The 24,181-nt window shown below is 27.3% G+C and carries 22 protein-coding genes; 16 read left to right on the forward strand and 6 right to left on the reverse strand.

Going from position 1 to position 24,181, the window contains the following annotated elements; translation table 11 throughout:
* Nucleotides 1-2: 2 nt before the first annotated feature.
* From QIA19_RS04625 to QIA19_RS04650, 6 genes are read left to right on the forward strand one after another with little or no spacing between them, the layout of a single operon-like run.
* Nucleotides 3-1,523, forward strand: a complete 1,521-nt coding sequence (locus QIA19_RS04625) for a ligand-binding sensor domain-containing protein (RefSeq protein WP_301366136.1) — start codon at nt 3-5, stop codon at nt 1,521-1,523.
* Entirely contained in the window at nt 1,498-2,787 is a 1,290-nt protein-coding gene (locus QIA19_RS04630) for an LptF/LptG family permease (RefSeq protein WP_301366138.1), read from the forward strand. The genes QIA19_RS04625 and QIA19_RS04630 overlap by 26 nt, the downstream gene beginning before the upstream one ends.
* On the forward strand, nt 2,784-3,851 hold the full coding sequence (locus QIA19_RS04635; protein ID WP_301366140.1) for an LptF/LptG family permease: 1,068 nt from the start codon (nt 2,784-2,786) through the stop codon (nt 3,849-3,851). Before QIA19_RS04630 ends, QIA19_RS04635 begins: the two co-directional genes overlap by 4 nt.
* Nucleotides 3,852-3,877: 26 nt before the next feature.
* A complete protein-coding gene (tgt, locus tag QIA19_RS04640; RefSeq protein ID WP_301366142.1) occupies nt 3,878-5,005 on the forward strand; it encodes a tRNA guanosine(34) transglycosylase Tgt in 1,128 nt (375 codons plus the stop codon).
* Nucleotides 4,998-6,518, forward strand: a complete 1,521-nt coding sequence (gene murJ / locus QIA19_RS04645) for a murein biosynthesis integral membrane protein MurJ (protein ID WP_301366144.1) — start codon at nt 4,998-5,000, stop codon at nt 6,516-6,518. The genes tgt and murJ overlap by 8 nt, the downstream gene beginning before the upstream one ends.
* A complete protein-coding gene (locus QIA19_RS04650) occupies nt 6,515-7,924 on the forward strand; it encodes a HEAT repeat domain-containing protein (protein ID WP_301366147.1) in 1,410 nt (469 codons plus the stop codon). Before murJ ends, QIA19_RS04650 begins: the two co-directional genes overlap by 4 nt.
* Before the next feature lie 23 nt (nt 7,925-7,947).
* Here the strand turns inward: QIA19_RS04650 and coaBC are convergent, their stop codons facing one another.
* On the reverse strand, nt 7,948-9,120 hold the full coding sequence (coaBC, locus tag QIA19_RS04655; RefSeq protein ID WP_301366149.1) for a bifunctional phosphopantothenoylcysteine decarboxylase/phosphopantothenate--cysteine ligase CoaBC: 1,173 nt from the start codon (nt 9,118-9,120) through the stop codon (nt 7,948-7,950).
* A 116-nt stretch (nt 9,121-9,236) separates the two neighbouring features.
* Between coaBC and QIA19_RS04660 the strand changes: the two genes are divergently transcribed.
* The 9 genes from QIA19_RS04660 to miaA are packed head-to-tail and all read left to right on the forward strand — an operon-like array spanning nt 9,237 to nt 16,612.
* Nucleotides 9,237-9,389: a hypothetical protein gene (locus tag QIA19_RS04660; protein WP_301366151.1), complete on the forward strand. Its 153-nt coding sequence runs from the start codon at nt 9,237-9,239 to the stop codon at nt 9,387-9,389.
* Nucleotides 9,390-9,401: 12 nt separating this feature from the next.
* Nucleotides 9,402-10,784: a sodium/pantothenate symporter gene (panF, locus tag QIA19_RS04665; protein WP_418905144.1), complete on the forward strand. Its 1,383-nt coding sequence runs from the start codon at nt 9,402-9,404 to the stop codon at nt 10,782-10,784.
* Nucleotides 10,785-10,793: 9 nt separating this feature from the next.
* On the forward strand, nt 10,794-11,741 hold the full coding sequence (locus QIA19_RS04670) for a pseudouridine synthase family protein (protein WP_301366156.1): 948 nt from the start codon (nt 10,794-10,796) through the stop codon (nt 11,739-11,741).
* A complete protein-coding gene (locus tag QIA19_RS04675) occupies nt 11,710-12,657 on the forward strand; it encodes a hypothetical protein (protein ID WP_301366158.1) in 948 nt (315 codons plus the stop codon). The genes QIA19_RS04670 and QIA19_RS04675 overlap by 32 nt, the downstream gene beginning before the upstream one ends.
* The gene (murC, locus tag QIA19_RS04680; RefSeq protein ID WP_301366160.1) at nt 12,647-14,053 is read left to right on the forward strand and encodes a UDP-N-acetylmuramate--L-alanine ligase; all 1,407 of its coding nucleotides are present in this window, start codon (nt 12,647-12,649) and stop codon (nt 14,051-14,053) included. The genes QIA19_RS04675 and murC overlap by 11 nt, the downstream gene beginning before the upstream one ends.
* 10 nt (nt 14,054-14,063) lie before the next feature.
* Nucleotides 14,064-14,930 carry a YicC/YloC family endoribonuclease gene (locus QIA19_RS04685; RefSeq protein WP_301366162.1) on the forward strand — a complete coding sequence of 289 codons (867 nt, stop codon included), beginning with the start codon at nt 14,064-14,066 and terminating at the stop codon, nt 14,928-14,930.
* Complete coding sequence (cmk, locus tag QIA19_RS04690) at nt 14,927-15,469, forward strand: (d)CMP kinase (RefSeq protein WP_008882114.1); 543 nt, start codon at nt 14,927-14,929, stop codon at nt 15,467-15,469. The genes QIA19_RS04685 and cmk overlap by 4 nt, the downstream gene beginning before the upstream one ends.
* A 35-nt stretch (nt 15,470-15,504) precedes the next feature.
* Nucleotides 15,505-15,705, forward strand: a complete 201-nt coding sequence (locus QIA19_RS04695; protein WP_008882122.1) for a DNA-directed RNA polymerase subunit omega — start codon at nt 15,505-15,507, stop codon at nt 15,703-15,705.
* A complete protein-coding gene (miaA, locus tag QIA19_RS04700) occupies nt 15,692-16,612 on the forward strand; it encodes a tRNA (adenosine(37)-N6)-dimethylallyltransferase MiaA (protein WP_301366166.1) in 921 nt (306 codons plus the stop codon). Before QIA19_RS04695 ends, miaA begins: the two co-directional genes overlap by 14 nt.
* Before the next feature lie 141 nt (nt 16,613-16,753).
* On the opposite strand, the gene QIA19_RS04705 is transcribed toward miaA, so the two are convergent.
* Nucleotides 16,754-17,125, reverse strand: a complete 372-nt coding sequence (locus QIA19_RS04705) for a hypothetical protein (protein ID WP_008882133.1) — start codon at nt 17,123-17,125, stop codon at nt 16,754-16,756.
* An 82-nt stretch (nt 17,126-17,207) separates the two neighbouring features.
* Here QIA19_RS04705 and QIA19_RS04710 point away from each other — a divergent pair, with 82 nt between their 5' ends.
* Nucleotides 17,208-17,753, forward strand: a complete 546-nt coding sequence (locus tag QIA19_RS04710; RefSeq protein WP_002663899.1) for a hypothetical protein — start codon at nt 17,208-17,210, stop codon at nt 17,751-17,753.
* Here the strand turns inward: QIA19_RS04710 and QIA19_RS04715 are convergent.
* The 4 genes from QIA19_RS04715 to topA all read right to left on the reverse strand — a co-directional run bounded on the left by QIA19_RS04715 (nt 17,746) and on the right by topA (nt 24,151).
* On the reverse strand, nt 17,746-18,528 hold the full coding sequence (locus tag QIA19_RS04715) for a phosphodiester glycosidase family protein (protein WP_301366170.1): 783 nt from the start codon (nt 18,526-18,528) through the stop codon (nt 17,746-17,748). The two genes, QIA19_RS04710 and QIA19_RS04715, sit on opposite strands and share 8 nt — an antisense overlap.
* Nucleotides 18,521-19,036 (reverse strand): hypothetical protein, encoded by a 516-nt coding sequence (locus QIA19_RS04720; protein ID WP_301366171.1) that lies wholly within the window; start codon nt 19,034-19,036, stop codon nt 18,521-18,523. The genes QIA19_RS04715 and QIA19_RS04720 overlap by 8 nt, the downstream gene beginning before the upstream one ends.
* Nucleotides 19,037-19,124: 88 nt before the next feature.
* Entirely contained in the window at nt 19,125-21,596 is a 2,472-nt protein-coding gene (locus QIA19_RS04725) for an ATP-dependent RNA helicase (protein ID WP_301366173.1), read from the reverse strand.
* A 2-nt stretch (nt 21,597-21,598) separates the two neighbouring features.
* Nucleotides 21,599-24,151 carry a type I DNA topoisomerase gene (gene topA, locus QIA19_RS04730; protein WP_301366175.1) on the reverse strand — a complete coding sequence of 851 codons (2,553 nt, stop codon included), beginning with the start codon at nt 24,149-24,151 and terminating at the stop codon, nt 21,599-21,601.
* Nucleotides 24,152-24,181 lie beyond the last annotated feature (30 nt).

Here is a 24,181-nt window from a genome sequence, read left to right on the forward strand (position 1 = left end):
ATATGAAATTTGTTTTGAATAATTTATTTAAAGGTTGCCTTATATGTTTTTTCTTGTTTTTTTCCTGCCTTACTACGGATAGATCTATTCAAGATTCTCATATTAGTGATATTGTAGAGAATAAAAAAGAAGCAGCCATTATTGATGATAATAATGTTTTTCTTGAGAGTAATGAGGGCAAATTTAAAAGAGACTATTTGATAGGATTAAAAGATAATGAATCTTTTTTCCTTAGTGATGCTTTTTTAAAAGAAAATAATTTTTATTTTAAAAAAGCCAGAGAAAGTTATGCTAAAAAAAATATTGGCTTGACAAATTATTATTTGAATAAAATAGTAACTAATGAGAATCAGCACAGCAGAGAATTGCTAGCTAAAGCGAATTTGTTTTTTGGATATGTAAATTATGAGAATGGTTTTTATGATCTTTCCGAATATAATTTTGATCTATTTTTAAAAGACTATAAATATTCTCATGCTAGTTTAAGATCAGCTGAATTAAAATATCTTGTTAAAGAAAAATCTGATGCAATTTCTGCATTTAAAGAGATTAATGAATTTTCTATCTCGGGTTATGATAAAGAGATTTATGGCTTTTTAAGTAATAAACTTGGAGTAAGTCATTTAAACTTAGAGTCTTTAGGATTTCTTGACAACAGCGTTTTTGATGCATTTGTCTTTAATGACAATATATTTGTAACTAATATATTAGGAGGACTTTTAAGATATAATATTAAAAAAAATGATTGTAGGGTCTATCTTGAGGATAAAAAAAGCATTTTTTTAAATGGCATTAGGGGTTTTGCGGATTATAATGGAACAATTTATATTGGTGGTAAAAATGTTGTTTATTATATAGATGATTTTGATGGGGATTTAAAGCAAATAAATGTTCCCAGTAATGCTGATTTTAGCAATGTGCAAGTTTTACTTGCTGTTAAAAATGGAATATTTGTTGGTACTCTAAATTCTGGGTTATGGTTTTATGATTTAAAAAATTGGGAAAATATACCGCTTGGATCTAATAAGATTTCCTCACTCTGCTTTGATAGTTTAAAAAATTTATTATTAGTTGGAACAGTTGACAAGGCTATTTATAGTGTTAATGTCGACAATTTGAAAAAGATTGAACATTTGGATTTTTTTAGCAAAAATGGTAATGAAAAAAATATTAATTTTATAAAAGAATATAAAGATAGTTATTTTGTTGGAACATATGGTGGGGGTCTTTTTGAATTAAATTTAAATAAAAATAGCTACAAAAAGCATGTTATTGCCAATAATATTGATGTTAATTATTTTATGGATATGGAGATTAAAGATAAAAAGCTATTGTTTGCAACCTTTGATCATGGGCTATTGATTTATGATTCTGAAAATGGCAATTGGGATTATTTTGGACCCAATAATGGGCTTCTTAATTTGAATTTAATAAAAGTTTCTAGATTTGAAAATTATGTCATACTGGGCACTATTAATAACGGTTTGGTTTTTGTAGATGAAAATATTAAAAAACAGTTATGAATCTTACATAATTACTGAATTTTTTAAATATTTTTTAATTACGTTTTTATTTTTCTTTTTCGTATTTTTTATAAATCAAATTTTATTCTTTATGAGAATACTTCTTCAAAATTATGTTCCCTTTTTTAAGGCTTTTATTTTTATTATATATTCTCTTCCTATGGTTATTGCGCTTTCTCCCCCTTTTGCTTCTTTGATTTCAGTAATTCTTACTATTCATAAATTCAAGCTTCACAATGAAATTTTAGCTTTTCGTTCAATTGGCATATCAATTTTTGATTTACTTGTCCCATTTTTTAAATTAGGAATAGTTATTGCTTTTGTATCTTTTATATCTAATGATATTTTACTTCCACTTGGATCTATTGGCAGATTAAAAATTTTTAATGAAATAAAAGAAGAAGTTCCCCATTTGATATTAAAGCCTTATTCAAGCAAACAATATGGAGATTTGATTTTTGTTTCTGGTGAGAAATCGGAAAATGGTTATAAAAATGTAACTTTTTTTGATAACACTGGGCTTAAGGGTTTTGATAGAATATTTATGGCAAAAAATCTTGATATTAGAAAAGAAAATTTTCAAGTGTATTTTATTTTAAATGATGTTCTATCTATTGCCTTAACAGATAGTGAGAGTGGATTTTATGATTATTTTTATGCAGATAAGATGAAATATTCAATCGATCAGGTTACATTTAGTGATAGTTTTTTATTAAATTATGTAACTCCTTCACAAATGAGCATGAGAGATGTTATAAAATTAATTAAAAAGCAGAATAATTTAATTGCAGATTCAAATATAAAAAATAATCTAGAAGGAGACTTTTTAAGTTTAAATTTTTCAAATCTTTATTTGAATTATTTATATAATCAAAACTATTATGTGGATGAATCTTATGTTTTTGAAAATTTAAACTATATGTATAATTTAAATTTAAATTTTAAACCTTATCAAGATAGAAGCATGAAGCAAAATTTGGCTCTGTTTAATCTTGAATTTTATCAAAAAATTAGTTTACCGCTTTCAGTTTTATTTTTTATTTTTTTGGCTTTTTCAATGGGAATGTATTCTAATAGGAAATATTCCATTATTCTTGAGCTTGTAATTTCAATTATTGTTTGTGTTTTTTATTGGGTAATGTTTATTGGTGGAAAAGTTTATACTGTGCAGTATGCACCAAGTCCTATTATTGTTACTATTTTGCCTAATTTAATTTTAATTATTGCAGGAGCAATTCTCTTTTTGAGATTGTTAAAAAAATGAAAATAGATAAGCTTTTTATAAAAAGCATCATTCTTACTTTTTTGTCCATGAACTTACTTTTCATGATTTTAATTATGCTTGGTGATTTATTTGTCAATCTTCTTAATTATCTTGAAAAGAATATTGGCCTTAAGGATATTCTTTATATTTATTATTTATATTTGCCAAAGGCGTTCTCAGATGGAGTGGCTTTATCTTTTCTTTTTGCTATTTCGAATCTTATTGGCAATCTTTCTATGAGAAATGAAATAATAGGTCTTTTTAGTTGTGGAGTTCCACTTACCAGGATATTAAAACCAATCATTTTAATTAGTATATTTATTTCAGTTGTTCTTTTCTTTTTTGATAATTATTTAGTAATAGATACTATAGCAAGAAGAGATGTTCTTATTAAGAATAGCATTGGCGACAGTAGATCTGGGGATAAAACTATAATAATAAGAGATCTTGCTAGAGAAATTTATAATATTAAATCTTATGATATTGATAAGAATACTTTTGCTAACTTGATGATTATAATTAAAGACAGTAAAGATGAGTTTCAAACAAGGTACGATATAAATAAAGCCGAATGGAAAGATAATAAATGGAAGCTTTATGGTATTAGAGAGTTTGTTAAGGTTGGTAAAAAAATTAAGGAGAACGCCTACGATGTCCTTGATGGGACAGGAATTATTAAGCTAGCGCCTGATTACATAAGAACTGTGATGCTCTCATCAAAGGCATTAAATTTTACTAAACTTATTAATTGGATAAGTTTTCTCAAATCTGAACGTTTAAATTATTCTGATGCATTTTTTGATTTATTAAATAGGATATTCTTTTCATTTAGATTGATTCTTCTTAGCTTTACTGTTGGTTTTATTGCTCTTGCTCTTAAAAAAAATATTTTTATACTCAGCCTATTAAATAGCATTGCTTTTGCTGTTGTTTATGTTATTTCTATTGTAATTTTTAATTTTTTAGCGGATTTAGGCTATTTACATATATATATAGCAAGTTCTTTTACAACTATATTTTTTTTGATTATCAATTTTTTTGTTTATAGGATTGTTAGGAAATAATATATATAATTATTTGGGATATTTATATGTTTAGTGTAATCAAGAATGATAAACATTCTAATGCAAGGGTTGGATTTTTAAATCTTCCTCATGGTAGAGTAGATACTCCTTGTTTTATGCCAGTTGATATTTTGTGGGCAATGAAAGGATTAAAACATGCTGTTCTTGAGAAGTTAGAATGTAATTTGATGCTTGCAAATACTTATCATTTATATTTAAGGCCGGGAATTAAAACTATTGAAAAATATGGTGGTCTTCATAATTTTACAACTTGGAATAAAAATTTTTTAACCGATTCGGGCGGATTTCAGGTTTTTTCTCTTTCTGATCTGAGAAAAATTGATCTAAAAGTTGTACATTTTAAATCTTATCTAGATGGATCGTATCATTATTTTACTCCCGAGGGAATATTTGCTATGCAAGAAATTTTTGGCAGTGATATTATTATGCCACTTGACATTTGCAGTTCTTACGGGATTGATTATAATGAAGCCAATTTATATATAAATATTACAACTAATTGGGCTCACAGCACATTCAAATCTTATAAAAACAGAAAAGAGAGATACAACGGGCTTTTATTTTTAATAGCTCAAGGAAATTTTTTTAAAGATTTAAGGAAAAGAAGCATCAATGATATATTGGAATTAGACAGTCCAGGTATTGTCATTGGAGGCATTTCTGTTGGAGAACCAAGAGAGAAGTATTTAGAAATTCTTGAATATAGTTCTTTGTTGATGCCAAAAGAAAAACCAAGGTATGTAATGGGTATTGGCACTACCCATTACATACTTGATGCCATATATTATGGCATTGATATTTTTTATTGCGTTAATCCCTCAAGAATTGCTAGGCATGGGTCTCTTTTGACAGATAATGGGATTATGTGCATTGGTAGAAAGGAGCATAAGGATGATACTTCTCAGATAGAGAAAAATTGCATCTGTACTTTGTGTACAAGGTATTCAAAAGGATATTTAAGACATTTAATAAAATCGAAAGAGCTTTTTGGAATAGTTTTGGCAAGTGAGCATAATATCTACTATATGTTTCGGTTGATTTCAAAGATCAGAGCGGCAATTCTAAATGATGATTTTTTAAACTTTAGAACTTCATATTTAAAAAAGTATGAAGAGGGAAATTTCGATGAATAAATATGTTGTTTCTACAATTTTGGTCATGATTTCCACTTTTTTTTCAAGAATAATGGGCTTTGTAAAGATAAAGATTTTCTCTTATTATTTTGGTGCAAATCTTGATGCTGATATTTTTAACTATGTTTTCAATATTCCTAATAATTTGCGCAAAATTCTTTCAGAGGGTGCGATGACCTCGGCTTTTTTACCTGAATTTACACATGAAAAAAACAAATCGCACGAAAAAGCTGTTTCTTTTTTCAGAACTGTCATAACCTTTAACATTATTTCCATTGGATTAATTGTTTTAGTTATGATTATTTTTGCAAAGCCTATTATGTATTTTATATCTTATTATAGGGGAGAAAACTTAATTTTTGCAAGTTCTGTATTTGGTTATTTGGTATTATATATTTTACTAATAAGCCTATCGTCAATCTTTGTGTCTGTTTTAAATTCATATAAAATTTTTTTCATTCCTTCGTTTTCGCCTATTATGCTTTCTTTTGGAATAATATTGAGCATATTCTTATTTTATGGTCGTTTTGGAATATATAGTGCTGTTATTGGCGTAATTTTTGGAGGGTTTTTACAATTTTTGATTCCGTTTGCAAATTGCCTTCTGATTGATTTTGCCTGGAAACCAACATTTTATTTCAGAGAAAAAGTATTTTTAAATTTTTTAACCAGATGGCTTCGTATGATTTTTGGATTTTCCATTTCAATTGTTACTCAGCAGATTTCATTTGCATTAGCATCTACCCTTGAGATAGGAAGTGTTTCTATTCTTAGTAATGCTGTAGTTTATTATCAGCTTCCTGTAGGAATTTTTTATATTTCTATTGCAACAGTGATTTTCCCCAAAATGGCGGAGCACGCTGTTTTGGGGAATAATATAAAATTAAATGCCCTTTTAGTAGATGGAATTAAAATTTTATTGTTAATTTTTATTCCAGTATCTTTTTTAATGTTTATTTGGTCTGATTATATTTTAAATTTATTTCTTATGGGAGGCAAGTTTTCTATTTATGATACTCAAAAAACAGCGGGTGTTTTGAAATGTTTTCTTTTAGGCCTGCTTTTTTATTCAATGTTTGGTTTTTTCCAAAAATATTATTTTTCTATTCGTGATGCAAAAACACCGTTTTATTTGAGTGTTTTATTTTCTATTCTTGATATTGCACTTTCTGTTTTTGGTATTAATTATTATGGTTTGAACGCTTTAGCATTAGCCCAATCTATTTCTTTTATGATTTGTGTAATTGTTTTTTGTTTTATAATATTGAAAAGTGGAGTTAAAATTGATTTAATTGAAATTTTATTTGTTCTTTTAAAGTCAATTATTACACTTTTTCCTTTATATGCAATTTATTTCTTTTTTGAAAAGTTTCAGTGGGATGTGGGGTTTAGTTTTAAAAATCTTTATTTTTTAATGGCAGCTGGAATTGTTAGTATTTTTGTTTTGTTTATTTGTTATTCTGTTTTAGGAATAAATAAGCTTTTTAGATATATTAGGAGGGATGCTTTATGAAATACTTTTATTTTTTATTTTTTTTACTTATTTTTAATATGTATGCTCAAAATGTTAATTCTCCAACTCTTCCTAGTCCTCCTTTGTTGCCCGAAATTACAGAAAATAAGCTTGTTGAGAGAAAAAATTCTTCTAAGGGAGAGAATTTTTCTAATGTTGGCTTAGATGGTAAGTATGTTAACGATACAATTCTTTATGGGCTTGATAGCCAAGTGACAAGCATTATAAAAGCTCTTAAAAAATCAAGCGATAGTCAATATAATTTTTCTCTTAAAAAAAGACTTGAGAAAACTTTTAATGCTGAGCTTAAAAAGGAAATACTTGAATTGTTTATTTCTCTTAAGTATTCGGGAGGCATTGATACAGCAAATTATATTCTTGAAAATTATGAGAGTAAAAGATATTCAAACTCTTTATTTGGCTTGGCAATTTCGTATCTTAAGGAGTTTGATGATAAAGAAAAATTAAAAAAAACTCTTATTGACATTCTTGAAAATAAAGAGGGCAATGTGGTATCTATTGCAGCTTATTATTTAGGAGAGCTTAATGCTCTTGAGTATTCCAAAAACATGATGGAAGTTTTTGAAAAATATTCTGGAAATGATGGGGCTAGAAGAGAAATACTTATTGCTCTTGGAAAAATGGCCGCTGTTGATTATCAGGATAGAATTTATGAAATTTCGCTAGATAATTACGAGGGCCCATCAATTAAGGCTGCTGCAATCGAAGCGTTGTCATATCTTGCTTCAGATAAAGTAACTGAAAATGCTGATTTATATCTTCAGAGTAATAACAATAATTTAAATGTTAAATTAGCTATTATTGCTTCTTTGTCCAAAGATTCTTCTTTAAAGTCTAAAGAGATTTTACAAGGATTTTTAAGAGATTCTGATGATAATATTAGGTTTAAAGCTATTAATGCAATCAAAGGACATAAGGACTCTTCTGCAAAGGATATTTTGATTTATAAGCTTAAAAGCGATCCATCTCTTAAAGTTAGGGAGGTTTCTGCTAAGGCTTTAATTGATATGGATCTTGGGAATATTGAGATAAAAAACATTATGTTTGATTTTAAGATTGACAATAATTTTAAAATTTCAATGTTTAGTTACCTTTTAGATAAGGATTCTCTAAAAGCATTGTCAATTGCTTTAGAAATTGTTAATAAAGAAAATATTAATAGACCCTCAAATGTTTTAAGAGGTGTTGCTTCAATGTTGGCTGGTAAAAAGGGTAATTTTGATAATTTTTATTCTAAAATCATTGACAGCAAAAATATTGATTTAAGGTATTTGGCATTAAAGGGAGCTGTTTATAATAAATCTTCATCGCTTTCTGATAAGCTTAAAAAAATTAAAAGTGAAACGAACTCCGAATATATTAAAATGCTTTTAAAAGATTATTGATTATTAATAAACTATTAAGCATATTAGTATAAAATTTTTAAAATTTCTTTAGCTACTTCTGATTTTTCCATTTCTGGCAGTTCTTTTGTGCTTTGTTTATTTATTATATAAACTTTGTTTAAGTTTGAACCAAAATATTTAAGTTCATTTGCAATGATAAAGTCCAAGTTTTTCTTTTTTAATTTTTCTTTAGCTTTTTGAATTAAATTTTTAGAACTCTCAGCGCAAAATCCAATAACAATTTGGTTTTTAAGCTTATTGTGTCCTATGTGTTGAATTATGTCGGGATTTTTTACTAATTTTATATATAATCTATTGATTTTATTTTTTTTAATTTTACTATTGAAAATGTGTTTGGGTTTAAAATCGGCAACAGCGGCGGCTCCAATTATTATTTCAAATTTATTATATATTTTGAGAGCTTCCTTGTACATTTCCATTGCAGTTTTTATTTTTATAATGTTGACCCCTTCAGGCTCATTTTCATTGGTTGGTCCTGTAATAATTGTAACTTGAGCTCCTAGTTTGACAGCCTCTTGTGCTAAGCAAAACCCCATTTTTCCCGTTGATGTATTTGAGAAATAGCGAATTGGATCTATTAATTCTTCAGTTCTGGATGCTGTTATAAGTATTTTTTTGTTTTTTAGGTAGTCTTTTTGATTAAATTCATTCAATATTATTTTTATAATTTTGTCTTCATTTTTAAGGCGCCCTAAAGCATTTGATGAGCAAGCCAAAAATCCTTTATCAGGTTCAATGAATTTATAATTATAAGTTTTAAGCTTTTTTATATTTTCTTTTAAAATAGGGTTTGAATACATTATATTATTCATTGCTATTGCAAAATAAGTAGGAGCTGTGCTTGCAGATATTATTGTAGTTAATGCATCATCAGCAATTCCTGATGCAATTTTAGATATTGTGTTGTAGGTAGCAGGAATAATAAGAATTAGGTGTGCCCATTTTGCAATTTTTATATGCTCCACCTCATTGTGGTCTAAATCCCACAAATTAGTAATTATTTTGTTCTTAGAAATGGTTTCTAAAGTTAATGGAGTAATAAATTTAGTTGCATTTTGTGTCATTATAACTTTAACTTTGTATCCTAATTTAACTAAACTGGAAACCATGTAAACTGACTTGTAAGAGGCTATGCCCCCACATATACCAATTAATATATGTTTATTTTTATCCATATAATATATATTATATAATATACATTATATTTGAATTTATAAATTTTGATGTCCTTTTGTTAAGGTTGTTTTAAATGAGAAATAGGATTTTGTACGCTATATTATTGTATGTTTTTATGTTTGTATTGTGGTTTTGTTTTGCCTATTTTATTGACATATCAGCTACTATATTTAATATTCCTTTGTGGTTTTTTTTGTCAGGAATTTTATTCCCCAGTATAAATTTTTTTTTGGTTTGTTTTTTTATTTTAGTAATTAGTAAAACTTGATAAATTATTGATATTCTTTTATTTTTAGATTTTCTTAAAAAAAGAAATAGAGGTAGGTTTTTGTTATTAAATAAATATTTTCTTGCAAATCGAAATATTAATTTTATTGTTATGGCTTTGTTATTTTCTTCTAGCTATATTAGTGCTAGTAGTTTTATTTCCGGTCCTTCTGCTGTTTATAAGTATGGATTATCTTTTATATTATTAGCTACCATACAAATTCCTACAACTTTAATTGTTTTTATTATTGTTGGTCAGAGATTAAATCGCGAATCAAAAAAAATTAATGCAATTAATATTATTGATTATATTAGGCATAGATATGAAAGTGATTTTTTGGCGTTAATGAGTGGATTTGTGTTGATTTTTTTTTCAATGTTTTTGATTTCTGCCCAATTAATAGGTGGTGCCAAACTTATAGAAGTTTTTTGGGGTATTGATTACGTAGTTGGTCTTACTTTTTTTGCCTTCTTGGTTTTTATTTATGTATTTTTTGGCGGCTTTAAGGCAGTAGCTTATACGGATTTGATTCAAGGATTTTTAATGCTAGTTTCATCCGTTATTTTGTTTTCCAAGATGCTAGATTTGGGAGGGGGTATTAATAATTTATTCAAAACAGCAATGTCTAGCTTAGATAAAAGCCTTTTACTTCCTTCAAATGCTGACTTAAAGCCACAATATATAATTTCTTTTTGGATATTAATAGGAATAGGAATACTAGGGCAGCCTCAGATTATTAATAATTTTATAGCATTTAAGGATGAGAATGCTATAAAATTTTCTCTTCCCATTTCTACTTTTATTATTAGCTTTTTAATTGTTTTGATGCATTTAATAGGGTTTTTTGCTATTATTCTTTTTCCAGATTTAAGTCCAAATGATAAAGTTGTTTTAAATGTGGCTTTAAAAGTTTTAAATCCTTTTTCTTGTTTTATGTTTCTTATAGGTCTTTTATCTGCAATAATGTCTACAGTGGATTCAAATTTGCTATTAATAACATCTGTTTTAATAAAGTCAATATTTATTTATAAAGAAGATTTAAAAGAAGATGTAAAGATTGGCAGGGTAATAATGATTTCTAATATTTTTTTTATTTTAATAATACTTATATTTTCTCTCTTCCCTCCCAATTTTTTATTCTTCGTTAATATTTTTGCCTTTGGAGCTTTGGAAGTTTCGTTTTTCCCTATTATTGTTTTTGGACTTTATTTAAATTTTGTAAGCAAAATAGCGGCTTTTGCTTCTATGTTTTTAGGGTTAATATTTTATTTGTCCATTTTATTCTTTGGTTTAAATATTTGGTTTTTTCACCCCGTTTTTCCATCATTTTTTGTTTCTATATTTACATTTTTAGTAGTTAATTTTTTTTGTAAAAAAAATAGTAAGGTTTGTTAGGGGTATTTTTTGCATTTGGATAAATATATTTTTTTAAAAGTGCTTGCTAATGATAATGGCAAGCGACTAGATTCAATTTTAATTAAAATTTTAAATTTTTCTAAAGCGCGGATAATAAAACATATTAGAAAGGGCGACATTAGGCTAAATGGTTTAAAATCACATTTTTCATGCAGAGTTTGCAAAGGTGATAAAATTTATTTGTACAAATCTTTAGCCCAAAATTTGAACTTAACCACGGATGAATGCTTTAAAAGCAATATTGATTTTCAATATATTCGAAAAAGAATAATTTATGAAGATAGCGACTTACTTGTTTTAGATAAGCAAAGAGGCATTTTAGTTCATGGAGGTAAAAATTCTCTTGATTTTTTAGTGAATGCTTATCTCTTAAGTCAAAATTTAAGATCTCTAAGCTTTAAGCCTTCGGCAGTTCACAGGCTTGACAGAAATACTTCTGGTATTATTATTTTTGCAAAAAATATAAATACTGCAAGAAAGCTAAGTGAGGCATTTAGTGGTGGATCTATAATTAAAAAATATTTTGCAATACTTTTAGGCGAGGTTAAGTCTCCTGTTATTTATAAAAATCATTTATTTAGAAATAAAAGGTTGAGAAAAACTTTTGTTTTAGAAGATGAAAATTTTGTTAATGCAATTACAAAGGTTGATCCAATATTATCTTGCAAAAGAGCTACTCTTGTCGAGATTGTTATTGAAACAGGCTTTACCCATCAAATAAGGTCTCAGTGTTCCTTTAATAATCATCCTTTAATTAATGACAAGAAATACTGTAATAAATTCAAGAAAAGCGATTACTTTTTACATGCTTTTTTGGTAAAATTTAATGGAACATTCTTTAAAAAGAATGAATTTTACTCTAAGCCTAGTTTAGAATTTTTAAAGCAAGTAAAAGATATTTTTGATGTCTATGAATTTTCAGAATTTTTCAAGTGATTTTTTTTTAAAAAAAATATTAAGCAAGGTTAAAAACTTTGCAACTAGCATTAAGCATAAATTTGTTAGGGTTAAGGTGTATGCATTAGTAGGAACTGCTGGAACTGGTAAGAGCTTTAGATCGCATTTGGTAGCAGATAAATATTCAATACCTTTAATAATTGATGATGGTGTTTTAATTAAAAATATGAAAATTATTGCCGGAAGTTCTGCTAAGTTTGAAGATAATGTTTTTAAAGCGGTAAGGCGATCTGTATTTGAAGATGATGCTCATTGCAGAGAAATGCTTGAAGTGCTTGCAAAAGAAGAATTTAATAAAATATTAATATTAGGAACAAGTCTTAAAATGATAGATAAAATAATTTCAAAACTTTTGTTGCCAAATGTTTTTAAGATTATTTACATAACAGATGTTTCAACCAGACAGGAAATAGAAAAAGCAAGAATTTCAAGGCAAATGGGGGAGCATGTTGTACCAGCGGCTGCTTTTGAAATAACGTCTATTAGGCCCAATTTGCTATTAAACTCAATTAAAGTTTTTTTTAAAAGCGGATGGTTCTTTGCTAGGAAGAAAAATTATATTCGATCTGTTGTAAGGCCCCATTTTTATGAAGAAGGGGTTTTATCTATTTCTAAGAGAGCTGTAAGGCAAATTATTGAACATTGTGTTTCTGAGTATGATAGAAATTATATTGTTTATGATCTTAAAATCAAAAAAGATGGAAACAATTACCTTTTTAAGCTGTTTTTAAATATTCCTCTTGGAAATAACTTGCTTAATAATACAGAAATGCTTAGAACCTATATTATTACGAACGTACTTAAGTATACAATAATTAATATATTATCTATTGATATAGTTATACATAAATTTTATGACAAAAAAGATTATTTAGAAGAGAACTATGAAGGTTGATTTTGACGATTTGAATAATATTTTTTTTGTAGGAATAAAGGGAAGTGGGACTTGTTCTCTGGCTTGTTTTTTAAATTCAAAAGGGTATTGTGTAGAAGGGGTAGATGTTTCTGATAAATTTTATACCGATGAAATTTTAAGTAATAATAAAATATCTTATTATGAGAATATTTATGAGTTTTCATTAAAACAGCTTGATAGGTCTTTTGATTTAATAGTATATTCTTCAGCCTATAATAAGGATGGTTTGCAAGTTTTACTTGAGGCAAAAGAATTAAATATACCTATTTTATCTTATCCTGAGGCTCTTGGTGAGCTTTCTGGAAAGTACTATAGCATTGGAATTGCAGGCTCTCATGGTAAAACCACCACTACGGCGTTTTTAGGTGTTCTTTTTAATAAATTAGGATTAAATCCCAATGTTATTGTGGGGTCAAGCGTTAAAGATTTTAAAGATAATTCTGCAATAGCAGGTATTAGCAATATTTTTATTGTTGAAACTTGTGAGTATAAGAAACATTTTTTGAATTTTAGCCCTAATATGCTTATTTTAACCAATGTTGACTACGAGCATGTTGATTTTTTTAAAAATTATGAGGCTCTTGAAGAGGCTTTTTTACAGTATATTGATAATTTGAAGAAAAATGGAATATTAATAATTAATTCCGATGATAATAATTTGCTTAAAATTAAAAGGCAAATCAACAGAAAAGATATAAGTATTTTTAGCTATGGATCTGGAGATTTATCTGATTTTCAAATAAGTAATATTGCAGTTAGGAGTAAATATTTTTGTTTTTCTTTTTTAGGCTTTTTAAACGTTGAGCTTAAGACTGTTTTATTTCATAATGTATTGAATTTTTCAGCAGCGCTTTTGGCTTTAAATCTTTTCTTAGAAAGTAATGGGAAATCAATTTTTGATTTTGAAGAAGCAATAAAGAGAATTGCAAAAAATTATAGTGGTATAAAAAGAAGGGTTGAAGTTATTAAAGAGGAAAATGGAGTGATTTACATGGACGATTATGCTCATCATCCCAGGGAAATTAAAAATACTCTTTTTGGTATTAAAAATTTTTATAAGAACAAACGTATAATTTTGGATTTTATGCCTCATACCTTTACAAGAACAAAAGAATTTTTTGCCGATTTTGTTGAAGTTCTAAGTGCTGCTGATATATTAATTTTGCACAATATATATCTTTCAAATAGGGAAAATTTTAATCCAGATGAACTTTCTGTTAAATTGTTTTTAAGTATTAAAAAAATAAATAAGAATATTTATTTTTTTAAGGATGTTAAAGACTCTATTAACTTTATAAAAAGTTTATTAATATCTGGAGACTTGTTTATTACAATGGGCGCTGGAAATAATTTTATTTTACACGATTTTCTGTAAGGGTGTTATATTGAAAAGCATGACAGGATTTTTTTATTTGGAAAAGATAATTGGTAACTATGTGTTTAGTGTTAATTTGAAATCTTATAATGGAAAGTTTTTAGAATTTAAATTTAGGTTACCAGAAATTTTTTCTGGCTATGATCTTGATATAAGAAATTTGATTTCAAAATATATTAGCAGAGGCAATGTTTTTTTAAATGTAGGATATAAGGAATTGGTTCCTCGTGTGAATTTTACGATTAATCCCAATTATATTGAGGCTATTTCTAGACTTAGAGATTCTTTGGCACATACCAATCTTAATATTAAAAACGAACTAAGTTTAGGCGATTTTTTATCATTAAAAGGAGCTTTGATAATTGATGAGGATAGTGAACATCAAGAAGAGATTTATGGGTTGTTTAAGGGTGTTCTAGAAGAAGCCTTATTGCATTACAATAATGGAAGAAGTTTTGAAGGAGAAAATACCAAGTCGGACATAGTGTCAACCCTTGTGTTAATAGAGCGGGACCTTAAAATTGTTAAAGATGCTTGCAGTGATATAAATGTCAAATTATTTGCAAGCATTAAAGAAAATATTTCTAAATTAATGGATGAATTTAGAGATTTAAATATTGCAGAAGAGGCAGCTAAAATGGCAATTCGTCTGGATATTAATGAAGAGATCATGCGCTTAGATTCTCATATAGAAACTTTTTATAAAAATCTTGAATATGAGATATGTGGCAAAGTTCTTGAATTTATTTCTCAAGAAATGCACAGAGAAATAACAACCATGAGTAATAAGGCGGTTGATCTTGATATTAAGAATTTGATTTTGAATATGAAGTTAAATTTAGAAAAAATAAAAGAGCAAATAAGGAATGTTGAATGAAAATAGCACTTTCTGGTAAGAGTGGTTGTGGCAATACTACTGTAAGCGGGATGATTGCCAAACATTACGGTCTTGAGTTTATTAATTATACTTTTCATGATATTGCAAGAGAGCATAATATTCCTTTTTCAGAGTTTTATGAAAAAGAGATAATAGGGAGAAATGATTATTATTGGGATAAATACCTTGATAATAGATTGTCTGTGCTTTCTAGAAAAAATAATACAGTGCTTGCATCTCGTCTTGCTATTTGGATTTCTAAGAGTGCTGATTTAAAAATATATCTTTATGCTAAAATGGAAGTTAGAGCCGAGAGAATAATGACTAGAGAGGGGGGCATGTATTCTGACGTTTTAAGCAGTACTTTTGTTAGAGATGAAAATGATAAAAAAAGATATTTAGCTATTTACAATATAGATATTGATGATTATTCTTCAGAGACCGATTTGGTAATTGATGTTACAAATATTAATCCAAATGAAGTTTTTGAATTAATTAGAGATGAAATTGATAAAAGAAACTTGAAAAAAATTAGCTAAACTTATTTAATATGTTTAGTTTATAAGGAGATTAAATGACTAAAATGCCTTTAAAAAAAATACAAGATTTTGATGGAAATTTTTATGAACTTGTTGTTGCAACTATAATGCGCACAGAGCAAATTATAGACAATATTTCTTTAGCAGAACACGCTATTTTTGATGATAAAATATTAGGACAAGCTTTTAATGACGTTTTGACTGGTAAATTTAGCTATTCAATTGAAGGAAGATAGAGTAGTTTTTATTTTTGGCCCTACAGCTGTGGGCAAAAGCAATATTTTATTTCATTTTCCAAAAAATAAAGCAGAAATTATTAATGTTGACTCCATTCAAGTGTATAAAGAGTTTAATATAGCGTCTTCAAAGCCAAGTAAAAATTTAATGAAACATATAAAGCATCATTTAGTAGATTTTTTAGATCCCGAAAAGGAGTATACTATTGGAATTTTTTACGAACAAGCTTTAAAAATGGTAAAAGAAATAAGACAGAAAAAAAAAATTCCTATATTTGTAGGGGGTACTGCTTTTTATTTTAAGCATTTAAAGGATGGATTTCCTTCAACACCCGTGGTTACCTCTAAAATAAGAATTTATGTGAACAATCTTTTAGAGCTTAAGGGTAAATCTTATCTTTTAAAAGAATTGAAAAATGTAGATCCCATCAGATTTAATATGTTAAATAAGAATGATATTTATCGCATTAAAAGATCGCTTGAGGTTTACTATCAAACAGGAATTCCTATTAGCCAATTTCAAAAAAAACAAAATAGTGAATTTAAAAATATTGTGATTATAGGCCTTAAGAGATCTTTTGAAGATTTGAAAACCAGAATATCAATAAGAATTAATGAAATGCTCAATAGTGGACTACTTTCCGAGATTAAAGGTTTATTTAGCAAGGGTTACAATGAAAATACTCCGGCTTTTAAAGGAATAGGCTATAATGAGTTTTTGTTATGGAAAAGTAGACCTTGCTATGGTTTAAATGATATAATAAGTTTAATAAACAAAAATTCGTTTTTATATGCAAAAAGGCAAATGACCTTTTTTGCCAAAATTTCTGATGTTTTATGGCTTCATCCAGAGGATGATTTAGATAACATTTTGAATTTAATTTTTAAGGTTGATAAGGAGATTTAGGGAGTGCCTTGCGGAAGAAAAAGAAAATTAAAAAAAATTTCTACCCATAAAAGGAAGAAAAAAAGAAGAAAAAATAGACATAAGAAAAAAAATAAGTAATTTATTACATTGATCGGACTTTTGTCCGGTTATGTGGTAAAGCTATTTAGAATGATCAATTATTAGATTGTTGACTATATTGATATCTTTGCTAAAGATGTATCTTTTAGTTCCCTTGTAATTGACTAGGATCCAATTTCCTTCAATTCCATAGCGCTCTGTTTTTTCTAGTGTTTTTTCAATTTTTATGACTTCATCTTTTCTGAGTAGAATTGCGTAATCATAGTCCAATTCGCTATTTTTCTTAGTGCTTTTACTAAGAAAAGCATAATCTTTTATTATTATGCCCATTTTATTGCTGAAGCCAAGAATGCTGCTTTTGGGTAAATCTAATTTTTGAATGAGAGGAATTTTGTTATTTTTATTGCAAGCTAAAAGAATTAAGGATATTAAATATAATGTTTTTGTATTCATAATTTCCTTGATTTTTTATATACTACTTTAGTGTGTTACTATATAATAATATAGTATTTTTTAGAATTTTTAAGGATTGTTAATGAAGAAATATCTTTTTTTTATTTTATTTCTCATCTCTTCTAATAATTTAATTGTTTCTTATCCACTTTCTTTTGGTGGAGGTTTTTCTTATCAATTTACTAATTATACTGATAAAACAGGCGCTACTAAATTTGCTCCAAATTTTACCAGAGCAGATCATGGGATTAATTTGAATTTATTTTTTGATGCAAATTATGTACTTTTTGAGATGTCTTACAAAGAGGCTTTTGTTGCTACTCACAATGGGAGATATTTCTCGCTTGGGCTTTATGGAACATATCCAATGGTTTTCAAAGAGCAGGTTAGAATGCTTTTCCCATTAATTGGGTTTAAATATGCTTTTGATTTGAGCTCTAATAACTTTAATCTCTTTTTTTTAAGCATGGGGCTTGCTGCTGATCTTTTTATTCCCGATCTTGATGGTTTATATATTAGGCCGTTGTTTATGCTTTCTATTTCTCCATTTTCTAATTATAAAAATTTTTCTGGGTTAACAACCGAGATTATGCTTGGATTTAATATCGGTTGGAGATTTTTCAATTAGGAAGTTTTATTCCTAAATGAAATGGGACAGGTCTTTCCTGTCCAAAGATATTTGCAGTAAAGTTTAATTTGTAAGGAGCGTTATTTGATTTTACAACAAGAGTGCTTGAGCCCCCCCCGTCTAGATTAATAGCGTTAGTCATGCCATAGCTTAATGCAAAATCAATAGCTTCATTAAGAGAGGCTCCTTTACTATTATTGACACCTCTGCCTTCTATTGTAACAAGAAATAAATGCTTGTTATTTTTATCAGTTCCTATTATTGTTCTTGGGTGCTTTGTTTCTTTAAAATTTTTTTTATACTTTCCGTTTTTGATTAAAACAAAAAATCCGCTAAATCCATAATCGCAGTTTTCTATTTCTTCTTCTTTGGGATTTAATATAATTTTGTTGTGCTTTATTACAATCTCCCCGTAGTTATTTATTTGTTTTGAAATCATTTTTTTATTATATATGTATAGTCCTTTTGGGAAAAACATGTTTTGTTTAACTTCATATGGACTTGTGTTAATTGCAATGTCAACATTGTTAGAAATTAAGAAATGGCTTGTTGTTTGGCCTTTAAAGAAGTAATTATTTAGCTTTTTGTTGTAAATAGGTTTTGATATGGTAAATTTTAGATCTTTATTTTCAATTTTCACCAGAACATAATTGCTGTTTATGAAATAATCCCTAATAATTTTGTATTTGGATTTTTTAGTGATTGATTTGGACAGCATTAGTACTGATGAAATACTCAAAATCAATACTAGCAGTGTTAATATTTTTTTATTCATTTCTTTTTATTTTATAAGAATAAATGCTTTTGGGATAGTTTGTTAGTATTATGTTTTTAATTTTATTTGCTAATTTTTTATTTTTAAATTTTATAAGATTAAATATTTGATAAATTATTTTGACATCTATATTTTTTTCGTTATTTAAAATTTTTTTGATTTCTTCTTCATTAGTATTATCTTCATTTATTCTTAATTTTAGCGAAATGATTTCGTTTTTTATTTTTTGATTTTTTATCTTTTTTTGGTTTATTTTTTTAAAAAAATCATTAGCTTCTTTATATTTTTTTATTTTTAGATAATATTTTGTAATTAGCAGATAATGTTGTTCTAAGTCAAAATTTTTAATTTTATTTATTGTTTCCAATTCTTTTGACAGGTTATTAGTTAAATCATAAAGCATGTGTAGCTTTATTAAATTTTCTATATTTTCTTTATTATTACTCTGTAATTCAAAAGGAGAAATTACTAAAAATAATAAAACATAAAAAAAGGATAGCCAGTTCATAATTTATTATAAACTTCATTGCTGTTAACTTTAAATAATATTTGATTATTATATTTTATACTATGACAAGGCTTTCAAAGTTTAGTTTTTAAAAAAAGTAATTTAATTTTTTGTAAACTTTATTTATTAATTTTTTTATAAAATGTAACTTTTGTATATATTCTTTGTTTTCTATAAGGCTTTTTATGCTTTCCATAGATTCTTCTATTGCCATTATGAAATTTTGTTTGGGTTTTAGTCTAAAATTTCCAGAATAATCTGTTTCCAACGATAAAAAAAGAGCATTTTTTTTGGGGGGGGAGCTTATAAATTGCATTGTGCATTCTAAAAGATTTTTCATTTTTTCAGGTTCTTCAATGTTTACATTCTTTGTTTCATATTTTCTTATACAATGCCAATCTTTTCCCATGTTTTTGACTATTTCGATAGTTTCTAAAAATTTTTTGTTGTTAAAAACTGTTATATTTTTATGCATCAATTGTATTTTAATTTTTTTCAAATCTTCATTATTTTGATTGTTTAGTTCGTTTTTAAAAATTATTTCTTTTAGCGTTTCTAGGTTAATTTTTATTATATAAATGTTATTTTTGTATTCCGCTTTGAAAATTTTTTTCCCTATTTTGATTTCATTGATAATTTTTGTCTGCCCGGTATTTGTTATTTGGTTCTCTTTGCCAGATATGTCTTTATGTTTAAACTCTTCATTAAGGATAATGTCATCAATCCATTCTTTTTTTAAGACACCAATAGATCTTGCATACATTTTTGTAGTTTCTATAATTTCTCCTGCAACAAAATATTTCACAGAATCGGTGCTAATAAGTGATCCAGGATGAATTATTACGTTTTGAGCCTTGATGGTTTTATATTTCTTTTTTGAAGTTTTAAAGCAAATATAATCCCTCATTCCTCTCATTATTGATTTTAAATATCCTTCGTTGTCAAAAACACCTTTTTGTATTATTGGTATATTTAATTTGCTAATAATGTTTTCAAGCTGCATTTGCACATTTGCTATCTCTTCAAGTCCTTGTAGATCTAAATAATTTTCCTTTGTGAAAGCTTCTTTATTTAGAGCTTTTTTAAAATCTTCAAATATATTAACAAACCCGATTAAATCTCCCATTGGATTTTTATATTTTAAGTGAGCTTGTCTAGCTTCCATTTCTTCATTTTGGGGTAGTAGAAAAATTCCACTTGTGGATAAAAATGATAGACCTATTGTGGTTTGATAGATCGCTTGTGGGTAATTTATCATTGCTTCGACTAATGCTCTTGAATGTGCTGGTATTAATGGGAATAGTATCATATATTTCCCAATTTCTGTAAGTTCGTTTTTATTGTTTATAGCATCCAGAGATTTTAATATTTTGCTTGCAGTTTGAATCGAATGTGTTGATGGTTTTGAGATAAAGTCAAAGTGAGTAAAATCTCTAATTCCAATATCTGCCATTCTCAGTACTACCTCAGATAGGTCTGTTCTATATATTTCTTCTTTTTGATAATCTTCTCTTAATTGATAATCTTCTCTTTTGTAAAGTCTGTAGCAAGTTCCTTTTGAAAGTCTTCCTGCTCGACCAGCTCTTTGAGTTGCTGATGATTTTGAAATTGGAACTTCCTGGAGCGAATAGGTATGAGTTTTTGTTTGGAATTTATTTGTTTTAACTTTCCCACTATCTATTACTATTTTAATATTTTCAATTGTGATTGAAGTTTCTGCTATGTTTGTTGACACTATTATTTTTCTTTTATTTTTAGGAGTAGTCATAAATATTTGCTCTTGAGCTTCTTTGGGCATTCTGCCGTATAAAGGAAATATTATTAAATTTTTTTTTGAGTTTAATTCTTGTAATTCTTTTATAGTTTCTTTTATTTCTTTCTCTCCAGATAAAAATATAAGAATATCTCCTGCTTTTTTTTCTTTTATTACGTTTAAGACGATTTCTTTTATTTTTAATATCATTCCTTTTGATGTGTTTAAAAGAGGAGGATTGTATATTATTTGTACTGGGTAAGTGATAGTTTCAATACTAACAACTGGTGCATTATTAAAATATTTTGAAAATATTTTTGTGTTTATTGTAGCAGACGAAACTATGATTTTAAAATCATCCCTTTTTCTTGAAATGTCTTTGATAAGACCCAATATAAAATCAATGTTTAAACTTCTTTCGTGTGCTTCGTCTATTATTATTACATCATATTCATAAAGTAGTGTATCTTTTTTTAGCTCTTGCAGAAGCACTCCGTCAGTCATTAATTTGATTTTGGTTTTTGGACTTGTAATTTCTTCAAATCTTATCTTATAGCCAACTTCTTCCCCAACATTTACGCCAATATGCTTGGCAATATATTCAGCTATTGATACTGTAGCTATTCTTCTTGGTTGAGTTACTCCAATTTTTCCCAATTTTGCAAAACCCGCTTCATAAATTATTCTTGGTAGTTGGGTGGTTTTTCCGCTACCTGTTGGACTTTCTACAATTAAAACATTGTGTTTTTTTAGTACTTTAATTAATTCATCTTTGTATTTATAAATTGGGAGTTTGAAATCATTCATATTTATAACAAGCTGAATACATATTTCTCATTTATTTCTTCAAGATTAATGTTATCAGGTAAATCAATCTTCTTTCTTTTAATTTTAGCATAAAATTTGTCGTTTTTTTTGTAAATATATATTTTGTTGCCAATTTTGTTTTTAGAAAATGTGATTGTTTTAACGATTATACCCACTTTATTGGCTCTTTCGTTGAGTAGGCTGATGGCCTTGTCTAGTGTTATGTCATATGCTTTTAAATCTTTTTTTAGCGAGCAAGCAATACTTCCGCTTTCAGTTTTAATATAATCCCCAAAAACACCAGTTGCAGCAATGATTTGTTCATTAGTTTGGGGATGTTTGCCAATTGGTTTTGGCAGCGAGAGCAATTTTAAAGCAAGCTCTAATGTTATGTTTTCAGGGTCAATTTTTTTAGTTGATGCTTTTTTTGCTTTAATTATTTTTAATTTTTTAGGTTTTCCTTTTTTTGTATATTCTTGAGGGGCATGGGTGTCTTCTCCAAGTTGAACAATGTTTCCGTAAATTGTATTTTTAAAGATCACATTAAGTCCTGTTAAAGGATCAACCCCGAGTATATTGGGTTTTAGTTCTTTTTCATTTATTATTTTTTTTATTTCATCCTTTTTGTACAAATTTTCTAATGGAGTTTTTGCATTAATTGAGTAATTATGTCCTTTGAATATCAAATAAGGTCCATATTTACCAATGTTTATTGTGTAATTAATGTTATTATTGTTTTTATTTTCTATTTTTTGACTTTCAATAACGGTTCTAAATTCAGAGGAATCAATTTTGGGCTCTAGTTGCATTACTGTATCTTTTAGTCCTTTTTTGCCATTATAAAATTTACTTAGATATTTTATTTTATCTAGTTTTCCTATTGCTATTTTGTCTAATTTTTCTTCCATATTAGAGGTGAAATTTAGTTCAATTAATACTGGAAAATATTTCTCAAGAAGATTTATTACAGCAGCGCCTTTTATAGTTGGCATTAATGTGTTGTTAAGTTTGAATGCATATTCTCTTTCTAAAAGTGTTGATATAATTGTAGAATAGGTCGAGGGACGACCTATTCCTTCTTTTTCCATTTTTTGCACAAGAGACGCTTCTGTATATCTAAATGGAGCCTTTGTTTCGTGCTCGCTTGTTTTCATTTTAACTATGGAAAATGTATCCCCCTTTTTAATTAAGTCAAAATTTATGTTAAGGTGTTCATCTTGTTCTTTAGTGTGTTTAAGAAATCCATCAAAAATTATTTTTGTAAAACTTGATCTGAAAATTAAGTTTTTATATTTAAAAGTCAGTTTTATATTTTCTTTTATTGCATCTTTCATTCCAGAAATAATGGTTCTATCCCATATTATTTTGTAAATTTCTTTAGCAATTTTGCTTTCTATTTCTATGGTTTCATTTGGAATAAATATTTCAGAAGGCCTTATTGCCTCATGTGCATTTTGAGCCATTTTTTCTTTTTCATAAATTCTATCTTTTTCCTCTATATACCCTTTTCCATATTTATTTTTTATTATTTTTGTTATTTTATCTTTTGCAATTTTAGCAATATTATGAGAGTCTGTTCTCATATAGGTAATGTATCCGTGTTCGTAAAGTTTTTGAGCGTGTTGCATGATTTGCTTTGTTCCAATTTTAAGACGCTTATTTATTTCTTGTTGAAGTGTAGAGGTGGTAAATGGCTTTGGAGGAGGTATTTTTATTTTTTTAGTTTCTATTGAAATCAATTCAATTTTTTGTCCATTATTTAATTCTTTTTCAAGTTCTATCATTAAATCTTGGGTTATTATTGTTGTTTTGGCAATATTTTTAAGCTTTCCAGTTTCATTTACAAAGTCTTTACCCTCTGCTACATTTTTGCCGTCAATTTCTTCTAATTTTGCTTCAAGCAACAAGTTTTTTTTCTCGTGTTTACATTGAAGTAAAATTGAATAATAATTTGCCTTTTTGAAATTTATTCTAGTTTTTTCTTTCTCTATTAATAATTTTAACCCAACAGATTGTACTCGCCCAGCAGAAAGTCCATAAGCTACTTTTTTCCAAAGTAGCGGAGAGATTGTATACCCGTATAGCCTGTCTAATATTCTTCTAGCTTCCCCGGCATTGACAAGGTTCATGTCTATATTTCTAGTATTTTTTAGTGATTCAGTTATTGCGGTTTCTGTGATTTCATGAAATATCATCCGTTTGTAGTTTTTGATTTTTAATACTTCTTTTAAGTGAAATGCTATAGTTTCTCCTTCTCTGTCTTGGTCGGTTGCAAGATATATTTCATTTATTGTTTTTACTAATTTTTTTAGTTTTGATACAATTGGTTTTTTATTGCTGGGAATAATGTAAATTGGATTAAATCCATTGTTATAATCTATAGAAATATTTGCCCATTCGTATTTTTTATATTCTTTGGGGATTTCTTTTGCATTGTTTGGTAGATCTACTACATGTCCAATGCATGCTTCTACTAGAAATGATTCATCGAGAAACTTCTTTATTGTTTTGGCTTTTGTTGGCGATTCAACTATTATCAATTTTTTATTTTGCATAAATTCCCTATGTTTATATATTGTATTATA

It is taken from the genome of [Borrelia] finlandensis (assembly GCF_030438365.2).
Lineage (GTDB): Bacteria > Spirochaetota > Spirochaetia > Borreliales > Borreliaceae > Borreliella > Borreliella finlandensis.

Coding starts and splice junctions, on each gene's coding strand:
- QIA19_RS04695 (WP_008882122.1), top strand. CDS start 15,505: ATGACTAAAATGCCTTTAAAAAAAATACAAGATTTTGATGGAAATTTT.
- QIA19_RS04705 (WP_008882133.1), bottom strand. CDS start 17,125: ATGAATACAAAAACATTATATTTAATATCCTTAATTCTTTTAGCTTGC.
- QIA19_RS04630 (WP_301366138.1), top strand. CDS start 1,498: ATGAAAATATTAAAAAACAGTTATGAATCTTACATAATTACTGAATTT.
- cmk (WP_008882114.1), top strand. CDS start 14,927: ATGAAAATAGCACTTTCTGGTAAGAGTGGTTGTGGCAATACTACTGTA.
- QIA19_RS04660 (WP_301366151.1), top strand. CDS start 9,237: ATGTTTGTATTGTGGTTTTGTTTTGCCTATTTTATTGACATATCAGCT.
- tgt (WP_301366142.1), top strand. CDS start 3,878: ATGTTTAGTGTAATCAAGAATGATAAACATTCTAATGCAAGGGTTGGA.
- QIA19_RS04625 (WP_301366136.1), top strand. CDS start 3: ATGAAATTTGTTTTGAATAATTTATTTAAAGGTTGCCTTATATGTTTT.
- murC (WP_301366160.1), top strand. CDS start 12,647: ATGAAGGTTGATTTTGACGATTTGAATAATATTTTTTTTGTAGGAATA.
- coaBC (WP_301366149.1), bottom strand. CDS start 9,120: ATGGATAAAAATAAACATATATTAATTGGTATATGTGGGGGCATAGCC.
- topA (WP_301366175.1), bottom strand. CDS start 24,151: ATGCAAAATAAAAAATTGATAATAGTTGAATCGCCAACAAAAGCCAAA.
- QIA19_RS04720 (WP_301366171.1), bottom strand. CDS start 19,036: ATGAACTGGCTATCCTTTTTTTATGTTTTATTATTTTTAGTAATTTCT.
- QIA19_RS04635 (WP_301366140.1), top strand. CDS start 2,784: ATGAAAATAGATAAGCTTTTTATAAAAAGCATCATTCTTACTTTTTTG.
- QIA19_RS04650 (WP_301366147.1), top strand. CDS start 6,515: ATGAAATACTTTTATTTTTTATTTTTTTTACTTATTTTTAATATGTAT.
- murJ (WP_301366144.1), top strand. CDS start 4,998: ATGAATAAATATGTTGTTTCTACAATTTTGGTCATGATTTCCACTTTT.
- QIA19_RS04710 (WP_002663899.1), top strand. CDS start 17,208: ATGAAGAAATATCTTTTTTTTATTTTATTTCTCATCTCTTCTAATAAT.
- QIA19_RS04725 (WP_301366173.1), bottom strand. CDS start 21,596: ATGAATGATTTCAAACTCCCAATTTATAAATACAAAGATGAATTAATT.
- QIA19_RS04715 (WP_301366170.1), bottom strand. CDS start 18,528: ATGAATAAAAAAATATTAACACTGCTAGTATTGATTTTGAGTATTTCA.
- QIA19_RS04675 (WP_301366158.1), top strand. CDS start 11,710: ATGTCTATGAATTTTCAGAATTTTTCAAGTGATTTTTTTTTAAAAAAA.